This is a genomic window from Alkalithermobacter paradoxus, assembly GCA_002029295.1.
GTDB lineage: Bacteria > Bacillota > Clostridia > Peptostreptococcales > Peptostreptococcaceae > Alkalithermobacter > Alkalithermobacter paradoxus.
In genome coordinates this window covers 535324-549428 of record MZGW01000001.1, presented here as the reverse complement: position 1 = coordinate 549428, position 14105 = coordinate 535324, and the positions used below count along the sequence as shown (strand labels likewise).

Here is a 14105-nt window from a genome sequence, read left to right as displayed (position 1 = left end):
GGCCATCAGCTTGTACTTATAGAACATTCTGTGGCACATAATATAATTTTAGACAAGGAAAAATCCTTGTCTATCTTAACACATAACTATAATTTTGTATGGTACTGTTTGAGCTGGTATACTCTTTGTACTAGCTTTATATATAACGATTAAATTTCTATTTATAGGGATTCTATTAAAAAATTGATCATTCTCTAAAACTATCATCGTATATGGAGAAAGGATTAATCTTAGAGTATTATCGCTGCTAATAAGTTCTCCATTAAAATAGTCTACCTTAACATTTTGGTATGGTGTATTTTTGACCATGACAAGAGCTCTATATTGTGGTGGAAAAATAAGAGGAACAGGAGCATTTGCGTCGTAATACCCAGTCACTTTATCCCCTACCCTTACAGTTACACGATCCACAAAATAAGTATCTGGCGATATTACAAAGTTCACTATTGATCCATCATCATTTTCTACAGACATTAATTTATAACACCCTAACCCCATACCACTTTGATCTATTAAAAAATCATTAATCATAGTGATTTTTCCACTAAAAGACCCAAACTTTTTCACTTGCACACCCCCGTTATTGTTTTATACATTCTATGTTTTAAACTAAAAAAATGCAGCTAAGTTTAAAAAATTAGCTGCATTTTCTTTCTAATCCCCTATTATTTTATCATCTAAAATATCTAGCAAGGATTCCTTCATTTCTTTGTTAATTGAATTTGCAATTTTATTTTTGCTATAATCAATACTTTGCATTTCTTCGTAAGATTCAGATGAAGTTTCTTTATCTATATAATTATTAGAACCATCTGTTTTAACAATTTTTATGGATTTATTTTTAAAATAATTCATTTCCGGCATATATATTCTCCTTCCTTTAATTTTTCTTATTTTGCCCAATAATCGATAATTTAAAATAGATAGAATATATAACTTATCTACAGTCAAAAATAATTAAAAAGAAGAGGTGATATTATGAGCAGTTTAGACAAAAAAGAAATAATTGAAATGCTTGACAAAGCAGGACTTAAAGAAGATGAAAATCTAACAGCTGATAAAATAAAATCAGCAATAGCAGAAGTTATAACTGAAAGAGAAGAAGAAATAGAAAAAGAAAACGAGACATTAAACAAGATAAAATGGATGTATAATAGATAGTAAAAATCTACATCTTCGTGATGTAGATTTTATTTTAGGTATATATTGGCATTAAAAATGTAAATACTATTGTTGTATTAAATTTACAGGAGGAAAGTTATGGAAAGCATAAATACAACAATACAATATATTTTATTTTCTTCAATTTCTAATATATTAAATGATGCATTAAGTACAAAAAGTGAAAACATAGATCATATAGAGAATTTAGTTAAATACTATACTGAAAATTATGGAGAAAAAAGCGAATGTCTAGTAGCTAAGTTAGAAATGCTTAAAAACAACATGAACTAGGATATATTGTTGGAGGATATATGAATAGAGATGATACATATTTACTGCTTTGGTATATAAATGGAATAGGATACAAAACCATAAAAAAGCTAGAAGAATATCTAGAGGGAAATATAGAAAATATATGGGAGGCAGAGAAATGCGATATCTACAAAATTCCAAATATAAGTTCAAAAATAAAAGAAAGTATAGTACAATATAGAGGTTTAAGTTATTTAGATGAAATAAAAGGAAAATTGAAAGAAAAAGATATAAAATACATAACTTTAAATGATTGTAGGTATCCAAATAAATTAAAAAATATATACGATCCTCCGTATGTTATCTTTGTGAAGGGAAATGAAAGTATAATAGATGACTTTTCTATTGCTATGGTAGGATCAAGAAAAGCAAGTGGATACGGAACATGGTGTGCAAAGAAGATAAGCGAAGAACTGTCTAATATAGGAATAAATATTGTTAGTGGACTGGCTTTAGGAATAGATTATTATAGTCATGTAGGAGCGTTGAAAGGAAAGAGCAATACCATAGGGGTACTAGGATCATCTATAGATAAGCCTTATCCTAAAGAAAATATAAAGCTTATAGATGAAATAGTAAGAAGTGGTGGTGCTATAATTTCAGAATATCCATTAGGGTTAGGTGCAAAGCCTGCATATTTTCCAATGAGAAATAGAATAATAAGTGCTATTTCTGATGGTGTGTTAGTTGTTGAAGCAGCTCAAAAAAGTGGTGCATTAATAACGGTAGATTATGCTTTAGAGCATGGAAAAAATGTATTTGCTGTTCCTGGTAATATTAATTCATTTATGAGCAGTGGATGTAACAAGATTATAAAAGAAGGGGCTAAAATGGTTACTTCTATTGAAGATATATTGCAAGAATATAATATTGAAATTGATAGTAATATAAATGAAGATAATATCTTAAGTCTAGAAAATGATGAATGCACTGTAACTAATATATTAAAAAAATATGGTAGTTTGCATGTAGATTTAATTTCAAGCTATACTAATATAAACATAAAAGATATACTAGGAATTTTGAATATTCTTGAAATAAAAGGTATAGTAATGGACTTAGGAAATAAAATATATACTATAAACACATAATGATGAAATGTAGATTTTTTTTGGGGGTGTATTTGATGGCAAAGAATTTAGTTATAGTTGAGTCTCCAGCTAAAGCTAAGACTATAGGGAAGTTTTTGGGTAGAAATTATACTGTTAAAGCGTCAGTAGGACATATTAGAGATTTACCTAAAAGTAAATTAGGGGTTGATATAGATAATAATTTTGAACCTCAATATATAAATATAAGAGGAAAAGGACCTGTAATAAATGAACTAAAAAAAGAAGCAAAAAAAGCTGAAAAAGTGTTTTTAGCAACTGACCCTGATAGAGAAGGAGAAGCTATATCTTGGCATTTAGCTCATATACTAAATCTAAATGAAGATGCAAAATGTAGAATAGAATTCAATGAGATAACTAAAGATTCCATAAAAAAGGCTATAAAAAGCCCTAGAGAAATAAATAAAGACCTTGTAGATGCTCAGCAAGCAAGAAGGGTTTTAGATAGATTGTTAGGATATAAGATAAGTCCACTTCTTTGGCAAAAGGTTAGAAAAGGGCTTAGTGCTGGAAGGGTACAATCTGTTGCAACTAGAATAATATGCGATAGAGAAGAAGAAATAAAAAATTTTATACCTGAAGAATACTGGAATATAAATTTACTTTGTGAAACCTTATCTAAAGAAGAAGTTGAATTTAAGTTCTATGGAGAAGGAGATTCTAAGGTTGAACTTAAAAGTGGCAATGAAGTAGAAAATATTTTAGATAATATAAAAGATAAAAAACTACAAATAACAAGTACCCAAGTTAAAGAAAGAAAGAAATCTCCACCTAAACCATTTACAACTAGTATGTTACAGCAAGAGGCTTCTAATAAATTAGGATTTTCTACAAAGAAGACTATGATGGTAGCCCAGCAGCTATACGAAGGTATAGAAATAAAGGGAGAAGGAACAGTAGGATTAATATCATATATAAGAACAGACTCACAAAGAATATCAGATGAAGCTGTACAAAAAGGAAAAGAATATATAGTAGATAATATAGGAAGTGAATACTACGGTGGAGTTAAAGATAAAAAAACTAGCAATAAAAAGGTGCAAGATGCTCATGAGGCTATAAGACCTACGTCTATAAATAGAATTCCAGATGATATAAAAGAATCCTTGAATAAAGAGCAATATCAGTTATATAAATTGATATGGGAAAGATTTGTTGCAAGTTTAATGAAAGATGCTGTATATGATAGCTATCTTGTAAATGGACAAATAGGTAACTATACATTTAAAGCTACAGGATCTAAGCTTAAATTCGATGGATTTTTAAGAGTATACTCGTTTGCAACTAGTGAGGATAAGACCCTTCCACATATTGAAGAAGGTATGAATCTAGAAGTTAAAGAGATTTTACCAAAGCAACATTTTACCCAACCACCAGCTAGATATACAGAAGCTACACTTGTTAGAACTTTAGAAGAACTAGGAATAGGTAGACCAAGTACATATGCTCCAACTATCGCAACCATTGTAGCAAGAGAATATGTACAAAAACAAGGAAATAGCTTTTATCCTACAGAGATAGGAATACTAGTTACAGAAATAATGAAAGAAAATTTTGATAAATTTATAGATGTAGCTTTCACAGCTGAAATGGAACGTATGCTAGATGAGGTAGAAGAAGGCGACCTAAAGTGGAAGAAGGTAGTAGAAGATGTATATACTCCTTTAAAAGAAGCTATAGAATTAGCAGAAGAAAAAATAGAGAAAGTGTCTATAGAAGAAGAAACTGGTGAAAATTGTGAAAAATGCGGATCTCCTATGGTCATAAAGTATGGCAGGTTTGGAAAATTTGTATCATGTAAGAATTATCCTGAATGCAAAACCACTAAACCACTACTTAATAAAATCGGCATAACTTGTCCTAAGTGTAAAGATGGAGAAATCATAATAAGAAAGAGTAAAAGGGGAAAAATATTCTATGGATGTTCTAAATATCCTGATTGTGACTTTGTATCTTGGGATAAGCCAACTGGCGAAAAATGTGAAAAATGCGGAGAATATCTAGTATATAAAGAAAATAAAAAAGGCAAGAAGATAGTATGTCCTAACAAAGAATGTGATTTTGAAAAAAAAGTCGAAATTTAACATATTTTTGTTGATAAATAATATTAATTATGATAATATTTCACTTGTGTCTTGTATACTATAGTAAATATTATAAAAATTCTAACACTTGAATTGATATAGAAATATTAAAGGAGGAATATACATGACTAGCACATTGCTAGAGAGAACTAGGAGAGTAAATGGCATACTTCAAAAGTCCGGTAGTAGCCCAGTTTCTTTTTCAGAGCTAAGTGAAACGCTTAGAGAAGTATTGAATTCAAACGTATATATAGTAAATGCTAAAGGGAAGGTACTAGGAGTTAATTTAACTCATATATCTGATAGCCCAGTTTTCATAGACGAAACAAGTGGAGAAGAAAGATTACCACAAAAATACAATGAAAACATATTAAAAATATCAGAAAGTATAGAAAATGTAACTCAGGAGAAATTACTTGAACTATTTGAAGGAGATGTTCAAAGTTATAATAAATTTGTTACAATAGTACCAATTGTAGGTAGTGGCAAGAGATTAGGAACATTGATACTTTCAAGATACGATAATAAATTTACTGAGGAAGATTTAGTTTTAGCTGAGTATAGTGCTACTGTTGTAGGACTTGAAATACTTAGGGCTAAAAGCGAAGAAATGGAAGAAGAGATGAGAAAAAAAGCTGTAGTTCAAATGGCTATAGGAACTTTATCTTATTCAGAACTTGAAGCTGTAGAACATATATTTAGTGAACTTGAAGGAAATGAAGGTCTATTAGTTGCAAGTAAAATAGCTGATAGAGTAGGAATTACAAGATCTGTTATAGTTAATGCTTTAAGAAAGTTCGAAAGTGCAGGAGTAATAGAGTCTAGATCGTTAGGTATGAAGGGTACACACATAAAAATACTAAACGATAAGTTAACTGAAGAACTTCAAAAACTAAAAAAATAAATTTAAAGACTACCTACTTATAGGTAGTTTTTATAGTTTAATGAGATTAGAGAAAGCTGAGTGATAGATTATGAACAAACCACTAGCAGATAAGTTAAGGCCAACTTGTATAGAAGAAGTAGTGGGTCAAAATCATTTACTAGGTAAAAACAGCATCCTAAAAAATATTATATCTAATGGGTACATGACAAATATGATATTCTTTGGTCCTCCAGGTACTGGTAAGACTACTGTTGCAAATATACTAGCTAACAAAACCAATAAAAAAATATATAAACTAAATGCTACTACTGCATCACTAGAAGATGTGAAAGAAATATTGAGAAACTCAGATGATTTGACTTGTAGAAATGGAATACTACTGTATTTAGATGAGATACAGTATTTTAATAAAAAGCAACAGCAGTATTTGCTAGAATTTATTGAAAGTGGAAAAATAACTTTAATAGCAAGTACGACAGAAAATCCTTACCATCATATACATAAAGCAATTCTGAGCAGATCTAATATATTTGAGTTCAAGTATTTATCAAAAGAAGATATAATAAAGGGGCTTTATAGAGGATTAGATATAGCTAAGAAAGACTTTGATACAAAAATAGAATTTGACGATGATATACTAGATTATATTGCTACATTAAGTAATGGAGACTTAAGAAGAGCAATAAATATTCTTGAGCTTTCTATATACTCTACAGCTCCAGATGAAGATGGGAATCTGTATATCAATATTGATTCAATAAAGCAAAATTTCAAGAATAAAGTCGTCAATTTTGACAAATTTAAAGATGATTATTATGATACTATAAGTGCATTTCAAAAGTCTATAAGAGGAAGTGATCCTGATGCTTCTATCCATTATCTTGCAAGGTTAGTTGAAGCACAGGATTTAATCACTATATGTAGAAGGCTACTTGTAATAGCTTGTGAAGATGTAGGAATGGCTTATCCTAATGCTATTACAATAGTTAAATCATGTGTAGATGCTGCTAAAGAACTAGGATTTCCAGAAGCTAGAATACCTTTAGCACAAGCTACATTAGTTTTAGCTACATCTCCAAAGTCAAATTCAGCAATGAATGCTATTGACAAAGCAATCCAAGACATAAAAACTAATGATGTAGGGGATATACCAAAGCATCTTAAAGATGCACATTACTTAGGAGCGGAAAAATTAGGAAGAGGAGTAGAATATAAATATCCTCATAACTATGATAATAATTATGTAAATCAGCAGTATCTTCCTGATAATATCAAAGATGCAAGATACTATATTCCAGGAAAAAACAAAATGGAGCAAAATATAGTTCAGTATCAAAAAAGTATAAGAAATAAGTAAGAAGTTTTGTTACCTAAAACAAAGGATGATCCAAGTCATCCTTTACTAATTTTAAAACAATTTGTAATAATAGAATTTAGCCTTATTAATCTATAATCCTTTGTCTATAGCATATAAGTGCAATATATCCAGTAAGATAAAGTTCCAAGAGCTAAGAATAGCCAAATAGGAGGGTATCCACTAGACTCTATCAAGTTTATTTTAGAAGGAGTGCCTATATATAATAAAGTCAAAAATGCCTGCCTCAAAAATATCTTAAATCTTTTCTTTATAATTAAGTAGATAGATACTACTACTGCAAAAAATATTAGTCCGTAAAGAATAGAATACATTATCATGCTAGAACCTATGAAAGAACCCAAAGCTGCAACCAACTTAACATCTCCATCACCTAACCATCCTAGAGAAAATGGTATTATAAGTAACAATAAGCCTGTAATCATACCTTGAATTGATGAAATGAAGCCTTCAAGTCCATTGAAATATATATTTACTAGAAAGCCTAAAATACAAAATATGAGGATAATAAAGTTGTATGCTTTGTTAAACCTTAAATTTAAATAGGAAACTATAATTACGAATATGATGATAGATAAAGTAATAACGTTATCAGCCATACGGTTCACCACCTTTTACTCTATGTTTAATTTATTATAATCTAGGAACTCCCTCCTTTTGCTTGAGTCCTTAATACAATATATTAATTTATGATATAAAAGTGATAAAAGAAGATATGTAAAAAGTACTATACACAAAAAAAGAACCCTGATTAATCAAGGTTCTTTTTTGAAAGTTATCTTAATTCATTTGCCATTTGATTTGCAGATGATTTAGCTTGGTTAACATCTTCAGTTGGTGCATCTTTAGTTTGGTACCAACCTTTTTGTTTCATAGCGTCAAATACTTTATATTGAATATCCTGAACATTTTTATAGTTATCCATCAAAGTATTTCTAAGGTTTTGGCAAGAAGATTCAGTTATACCTGTACTGTATGCAGATATAACCTGTTTCTCAGAAGCTAATAAGTCATTCATGAGTTCTTTTTCTGTAAAGCTCCCCGTACTTCCATTGTTCATTATATTCATTATTATCCCTCCATAAAGATTATGATTTTATCTATAAATGATTACTGATGAGATTCTAAATAAGATTTAAGACTGTTGAAGTTTTGCTTGTGAGTATCAGCTGCTTGATTACATAAAGATTTTAAAGAAGAATCTGTACAGTAATCAGCGTATTGTCTAAATTTTTTATTCATCATACATTCATAGTTTAATTGATCTTGAAGCACTTTTAGATTATTGCTTTCAATTTGCTTGTTTCCACTAGTATTAAAATTCATAATCATACCTCCGTTTGAAAATGATTTGTGGACTTTTCCACAATATCTATTATTATCTTTTGCTAGTTGAATATAAGAGGAAATTTTTGAATAGATTTTAGAAAGCAAATTGTGGAGGTGAGAAAATGAGATATCCATTGCTGCAAATTGACCTTAATAAAATATATCAAAATGCCAAGTACATAGTAGAATTTTGCAAAAGCAAGGGAATTGACATAGCTGTAGTAGTTAAGGGGTTCAATGCAATACCTGAAGTTGTAAATGTACTACTAAAATCAGGATGTAATTATATAGCTGATTCAAGAATAGACCACATTAAAAAATTAGTGGAAAGTAATATCAATTCCTCATACATGCTTTTAAGAGTGCCAATGATAAGTGAAATAAAAGATGTAGTTAAGTATGTAGATATAAGCTTAAATTCTGAGATAAAAACTTTGAATGAGATAGAAAAAGAATGCTTAATACAAAATAAAGAGCATAAAATTATACTGATGCATGATCTAGGAGATTTAAGGGAAGGAATTTTTAATGAAAATGAGTTAATAGATGTAGCTTTATACATAGAAAATAATCTTAAAATGGTAAAACTTTATGGAATAGGAACTAATATTGGTTGCTATGGTGGTGTTGTTCCAACTAAAGAAAATATAGGTAGGCTTCAGGAGGTATCTTATAAAATAGAAGAAAGAATAAATAGGAAATTGAATATAATTTCAGGTGGTGCTACAACTTCTTTAACGCTTTTATTTAAGGATGAAATGCCAAGTAAAATAAATAACTTAAGAATAGGAGAAGGATTATTATTAGGAAGAGATTTAGAAGATTTGTGGGGATATGATATGAGTAGTTTACACAAAGACGCATTTATATTAAAAGCTGAGGTTGTTGAAGTTAAGGAAAAACCATCAAAACCTATAGGGGATCTCTTTGTGGATGCTTTTGGAAACATACCTACGTTTGAGGATTATGGAATTAGAAAAAGGGCATTACTTGCTATAGGTAAGGCTGATTTTGTATTTTATGAACAGCTTATACCGAGAATAAAAGATATAAAAATTTTAGGGGGCAGCTCAGATCACTTAATAGTAGATATTAATGATTGTAAGGAAGATATACAAGTAGGTGATATATTAGAGTTTGAAATGTATTATGGACCTATGCTGCATTTAACAAATTCTTCTTCTGTAAATAAAGTCTTTATATAGGTACATTAAAGCTGCTAAAAAGCTACCTAAATTATTTAAAATGAGATCTAGCATAGTATCATCTAACCCATGCTGACTTTTAGTTTTCATTACAATATCTAAAATATATTCAAAAACCTCAAACATAACTCCTAGAGAAGATCCTAGAGAATATACAATAATAAATAGGGATAACAGGTTACTTGATTTAAAGTGAAGAAATGATAATAAAAGTAAGGTAACCGAAAAAGTTCCATAAGCGTGTAAAAATTTATCCCACCATTCTATAGTTTTATAAAGATTCATAAACTTGCCTAAAAACGAATGAAAAACTGACAAAACAAGCACTAACTCTACGCCGTAAAACTTAATATACATGCCTTTAGACTTTGTTATGTACAAGATTAAAATGTTTAAAATCACTATAACTAAGGCTCCTAGTGATTCAAGATACTCTCCTGATATAAAAAGCCCTACTAAAGAATATAAAATTAAAGACAAACAAATATATATTATCAAATTTCTATTCATATTAAGTCACCTCAAGTAAAATTGTATATAAGATAGTTTGCTCAATAAAGCTTTTTATAACACGTAGAAAATTATGTACTTTAATAAATTATAGGTAGGGGGATTGTAGTGATTAAAGAATTTAAAAAAGTATTAGTCGCTAACAGAGGGGAAATAGCCATAAGAATTTTTAGGGCTTGTTGTGAGTTGGGAATTAGAACTGTTGGAATATATTCTAAAGAGGATAAATACAGTCTTTTTAGAAGTAAGGCAGATGAATCTTATTTAATAGGAGAAGATAAGGGACCTATAGATGCATATTTAGATATGGAAGAGATAATTCATCTTGCAAAGAGAAAAGGAGTAGATGCAATTCACCCAGGGTATGGTTTTTTATCAGAAAACTATGATTTTGCTAGGATGTGCGAGGAAAATGGCATAACATTTATAGGACCATCATATGAAGTTATGGAAAAAATGGGAGATAAGATAAATTCTAAGAAAATAGCAAAAGAAATTGGAGTTCCGACAATTGAAGGTATAGATTTTTCTATTTCAGATATTGAAAAAGCTAAAGATGTATGTAAAAAATTAGGATATCCGGTTATACTCAAAGCCTCAAATGGAGGCGGTGGAAGGGGTATGAGGGTTATACAAAGTGAAGAAGATCTTGTGCTGGAATTTGAAAGAGCTATAAGTGAATCTCAAAAGGCATTTGGGAAGGCAGTTATATTCATAGAGAAATATATAAAAAATCCAAAACATATAGAAGTACAGGTATTAGGAGATAAATACGGCAATATAGTTCATCTTTATGAAAGAGATTGTTCTGTCCAAAGAAGACATCAAAAGATTATAGAATATGCTCCTGCTTTTTCTGTAAGTCAAAATACCAGAAATAAAATACATGAGGATGCACTAAAACTTGCAAGGTATGTAGGTTATTATAGTGCAGGGACTATGGAGTTTTTAGTTGATGAAAATGAAAACTATTATTTTATAGAGATGAATCCTAGAATTCAGGTTGAACATACTGTAACAGAAATGATAACAGGAATTGATATAGTTCAATCTCAAATACTTATAGCACAAGGCTATTCTCTTGATAGTGATAAAATAAATATAAAGTCGCAAGACGAAATAAAGTTAAACGGGTATTCGATACAATGCAGAATAACAACTGAAGACCCTAAGAATAATTTTATGCCAGACACAGGAAAAATAAATCTATACAGAACAGGGTCGGGATTTGGAATAAGACTTGATGGAGGTAATGGATTTACTGGATCTGAAATAACTCCATATTATGATAGCCTACTTGTCAAAACTATTTCATGGGATAGAACATTTAATGGAGCAATTCAAAAGGCACTAAGATCAATAAAAGAACTTAGGGTAAGGGGTGTTAAGACTAATACAGGATTTATAGTAAATGTACTGAATCACCCATTGTTTATACAAGGAAAATGCCATACTAAATTCTTAGATGAGTCAAAAGAACTCTTTGATATAAGAGAAGGAAAGGATAGAGCAACAAAACTTCTTAAGTTTATAGGAAATGTGATAGTAAATGAAAACAAATGCGAAAAAATAGATTTTGATATTCCAAAAGTAAGCAAAATAAAAACTGATGTAGTTCCTAAGGGCTCAAAAGATTTATTAAAGGAGCTAGGAGAGAAAAAATTTATAGAATATATAAAAAATGAAAATAAGCTTTTTATAACAGATACTACAATGAGAGATGCACATCAATCACTTCTTGCAACTAGATTTAGAACTAATGACTTAGTTAAAATATCAAGTCATGTAAGCAATTACATGAATGATTTGTTCTCTCTTGAGATGTGGGGAGGAGCTACCTTTGATGTTTCGTACAGATTCTTAAAGGAATCTCCTTGGCTTAGACTTGAAATATTAAGAGATAAAATTCCAAATATATTATTTCAAATGCTTCTTAGAGCATCAAATGGAGTAGGATACAAAAATTATCCTGACAATGCCATAAGAGAATTTATAAAAGAATCTGCCAATAAAGGTATAGATATATTTAGAATATTTGATAGCTTAAACTGGATAGAGAATATGAAGCTTCCAATTTATGAGGCTTTAAATGCAGGTAAAATAGTTGAAGGAACTATATGTTATAGTGGAGATATACTAGATAGAAATAAAAATAAATATACTCTTAAATACTATGTAGAAATGGCTAAAGATTTAGAAAAGTTAGGAGTCCAAATTTTAGCTATAAAAGATATGGCAGGGCTTTTAAAACCATATGCTGCACAAACTCTAATAAAAGCACTTAAAGAAGAAATATCAATTCCTATACATCTTCATATGCACGACACAAGTGGAAATGGAATAGCATCTCTTTTAATGGCAAGTGATGCAGGAGTAGATATTGTAGATTGTGCAGTTGAGTCAATGTCTGGTTTAACTAGCCAACCATCACTTAATAGTTTGATTTATGCACTAAAAAATACACCTAGAGATACAAATATAGACATAGGAAAATTAGATGAAATAAATCAGTATTACAGAGAACTTAGAAAGATATATTATAAGTTTGAAGGTGAGTTAAAGACATCTTCTGCAGAGATATATGAATATGAAATACCAGGAGGTCAGTATACAAATCTTAAACCTCAAATAGAAAGCTTAGGTCTTTCAAATAAATTCAAGGAAGTAAAAGAAAAATATAAACAGGCAAATGAAATACTAGGAGATATAATAAAGGTTACACCTTCATCTAAGGTAGTTGGAGATTTGGCTATATTCATGGTTAAAAATGGATTAGATAAGGATAATATAGTTGAAAAAGGAAGAAGTATTTCATTCCCAGATTCAGTAGTTGATTATTTTAAAGGTATGATAGGGCAGCCAATAGGAGGGTTTCCTAAAGATCTTCAGGAGGTAGTATTAAAAGGAGAAAAACCTATAGATATAAGACCAGGAAAGCTTCTAGATGATGTTGATTTTGATGAAATAAAAAAATATTTAGATGATGAGTACAAAATGTCTAGCAATATGAGAAACGTACTGAGTTATTGCCTTTACAACAAAGTATATAAAGAATACCTTGAACATCTAAGAGAATTTGGAGATGTATCAAAATTAGATAGTGATGTATTTTTTTATGGACTAAGAAAAGGAGAAGAATGTGAAGTTGAAATAGAAGAAGGAAAGGTTCTTACAATAAAATTAATAGAAATATCAAATACGAGTAAAGATGGATATAAGAGTTTAACATTTGAACTAAATGGAATGAGAAGAGAAATACAAATAGAAGATAAAAGCTTTAGTAGCAGCAAAGAAACTGTACTAAAAGCCGATCTTAATAATAAATATCATATAGGAACTAGTATTCCAGGTAAAGTTATAAAGCTATTAGTAAAAGAAGAAGATGAGGTAAAAGAAAACACACCTTTAGTTATAGTAGAAGCTATGAAGATGGAAACTACTATAATGTCTAAAATAAGTGGAAAAATAGATAAAATATATGTAAAGGAGGGGCAGCTAGTTAGTGATAAACAACTCTTAATGATTATGAAGTAGCATACATTGTATGCTACTTTCGCGTTTTTTGTATAAAAAGGATATTTTTCTGAATATAATGGTAAAATATATCTGTTTTAATGTTGACAAAAAATATAGGGTATAATATACTCTAAATATAATCCATAGTTTTTTACTAGGGTTTAGAGAGGTGATATTTTGAAATTATCTACAAAAGGCAGATATGGACTTAAAGCTATGTTTGAACTAGCTTTAAGAGAAGAAGGAAATCCAGTACCTTTAAAATATATAGCTCAGAAACAAAATTTATCTGATCAATATCTAGAACAACTATTTTCTTCACTAAGAAGAGCTGGTTTGATAAAAAGTGTAAGGGGTGCCCAAGGCGGATACTTATTATCAAAAGACCCAAGTAAAATTACAGTTGGAGAAATACTGAGAGTTTTAGAAGGGCCAATAGCACCCTCAGAATGTGTGCTTGAAGGTGAATCAGATTGTGAAAAATCAGACTATTGTGTTACAAAAGTTATTTGGGAGAAGATAAAAGAAAGCATAGATTCGGTTATAGATTCTGTAACTCTTAAGGATATGATAGAAGATCATGAAAAAAGAACGAAATTAATATAGAGAATAGGA

The 14105-nt window shown here is 29.7% G+C and carries 15 protein-coding genes; 9 read left to right on the top strand and 6 right to left on the bottom strand.

All coding sequences use genetic code 11. The annotated features are described in order from the left end of the window. Nucleotides 1-75: 75 nt before the first annotated feature. Together CLOTH_RS02930 and CLOTH_RS02925 are read right to left on the bottom strand one after the other, a co-directional pair. The gene (locus tag CLOTH_RS02930) at nucleotides 76-567 is read right to left on the bottom strand and encodes a hypothetical protein (protein WP_079411036.1); all 492 of its coding nucleotides are present in this window, start codon (nucleotides 565-567) and stop codon (nucleotides 76-78) included. Between the two features lie 87 nt (nucleotides 568-654). Beyond that, nucleotides 655-864, bottom strand: a complete 210-nt coding sequence (locus CLOTH_RS02925) for a hypothetical protein (protein WP_079411034.1) — start codon at nucleotides 862-864, stop codon at nucleotides 655-657. A gap of 114 nt (nucleotides 865-978) precedes the next feature. Here CLOTH_RS02925 and CLOTH_RS02920 point away from each other — a divergent pair, with 114 nt between their 5' ends. The 6 genes from CLOTH_RS02920 to CLOTH_RS02895 all read left to right on the top strand — a co-directional run bounded on the left by CLOTH_RS02920 (nucleotide 979) and on the right by CLOTH_RS02895 (nucleotide 6912). Beyond that, nucleotides 979-1161, top strand: a complete 183-nt coding sequence (locus CLOTH_RS02920; RefSeq protein ID WP_079411032.1) for a hypothetical protein — start codon at nucleotides 979-981, stop codon at nucleotides 1159-1161. 99 nt (nucleotides 1162-1260) lie between these two features. Further along, nucleotides 1261-1455 (top strand): hypothetical protein, encoded by a 195-nt coding sequence (locus tag CLOTH_RS02915; RefSeq protein WP_079411030.1) that lies wholly within the window; start codon nucleotides 1261-1263, stop codon nucleotides 1453-1455. 20 nt (nucleotides 1456-1475) lie between these two features. Continuing rightward, a complete protein-coding gene (gene dprA, locus CLOTH_RS02910; RefSeq protein WP_079411028.1) occupies nucleotides 1476-2567 on the top strand; it encodes a DNA-processing protein DprA in 1092 nt (363 codons plus the stop codon). A 35-nt stretch (nucleotides 2568-2602) separates the two neighbouring features. Further along, entirely contained in the window at nucleotides 2603-4669 is a 2067-nt protein-coding gene (gene topA / locus CLOTH_RS02905) for a type I DNA topoisomerase (RefSeq protein WP_079411026.1), read from the top strand. Between the two features lie 124 nt (nucleotides 4670-4793). Then, nucleotides 4794-5573 (top strand): GTP-sensing pleiotropic transcriptional regulator CodY, encoded by a 780-nt coding sequence (codY, locus tag CLOTH_RS02900; RefSeq protein ID WP_079411024.1) that lies wholly within the window; start codon nucleotides 4794-4796, stop codon nucleotides 5571-5573. 70 nt (nucleotides 5574-5643) lie between these two features. Then, on the top strand, nucleotides 5644-6912 hold the full coding sequence (locus CLOTH_RS02895; RefSeq protein ID WP_079411022.1) for a replication-associated recombination protein A: 1269 nt from the start codon (nucleotides 5644-5646) through the stop codon (nucleotides 6910-6912). A gap of 104 nt (nucleotides 6913-7016) precedes the next feature. Here CLOTH_RS02895 and CLOTH_RS02890 read toward each other — a convergent pair whose 3' ends face one another. The 3 genes from CLOTH_RS02890 to CLOTH_RS02880 all read right to left on the bottom strand — a co-directional run bounded on the left by CLOTH_RS02890 (nucleotide 7017) and on the right by CLOTH_RS02880 (nucleotide 8256). Beyond that, nucleotides 7017-7529, bottom strand: coding sequence for a prepilin peptidase (locus tag CLOTH_RS02890; RefSeq protein WP_079411021.1), 513 nt, complete (start codon nucleotides 7527-7529; stop codon nucleotides 7017-7019). 176 nt (nucleotides 7530-7705) lie between these two features. Continuing rightward, a complete protein-coding gene (locus CLOTH_RS02885) occupies nucleotides 7706-7999 on the bottom strand; it encodes a spore coat protein (RefSeq protein WP_331721975.1) in 294 nt (97 codons plus the stop codon). Nucleotides 8000-8040: 41 nt separating this feature from the next. Next, nucleotides 8041-8256 (bottom strand): hypothetical protein, encoded by a 216-nt coding sequence (locus CLOTH_RS02880; protein WP_079411019.1) that lies wholly within the window; start codon nucleotides 8254-8256, stop codon nucleotides 8041-8043. Between the two features lie 125 nt (nucleotides 8257-8381). Here CLOTH_RS02880 and CLOTH_RS02875 point away from each other — a divergent pair, with 125 nt between their 5' ends. Beyond that, on the top strand, nucleotides 8382-9464 hold the full coding sequence (locus CLOTH_RS02875; protein ID WP_079411017.1) for an alanine/ornithine racemase family PLP-dependent enzyme: 1083 nt from the start codon (nucleotides 8382-8384) through the stop codon (nucleotides 9462-9464). On the opposite strand, the gene CLOTH_RS02870 is transcribed toward CLOTH_RS02875, so the two are convergent. After that, nucleotides 9426-9974, bottom strand: a complete 549-nt coding sequence (locus CLOTH_RS02870) for a hypothetical protein (RefSeq protein WP_079411015.1) — start codon at nucleotides 9972-9974, stop codon at nucleotides 9426-9428. The two genes, CLOTH_RS02875 and CLOTH_RS02870, sit on opposite strands and share 39 nt — an antisense overlap. Before the next feature lie 108 nt (nucleotides 9975-10082). Here CLOTH_RS02870 and CLOTH_RS02865 point away from each other — a divergent pair, with 108 nt between their 5' ends. Further along, nucleotides 10083-13508 (top strand): pyruvate carboxylase, encoded by a 3426-nt coding sequence (locus tag CLOTH_RS02865; RefSeq protein ID WP_079411013.1) that lies wholly within the window; start codon nucleotides 10083-10085, stop codon nucleotides 13506-13508. A gap of 159 nt (nucleotides 13509-13667) precedes the next feature. Beyond that, nucleotides 13668-14096, top strand: coding sequence for an RrF2 family transcriptional regulator (locus CLOTH_RS02860; protein ID WP_331721974.1), 429 nt, complete (start codon nucleotides 13668-13670; stop codon nucleotides 14094-14096). Nucleotides 14097-14105 lie beyond the last annotated feature (9 nt).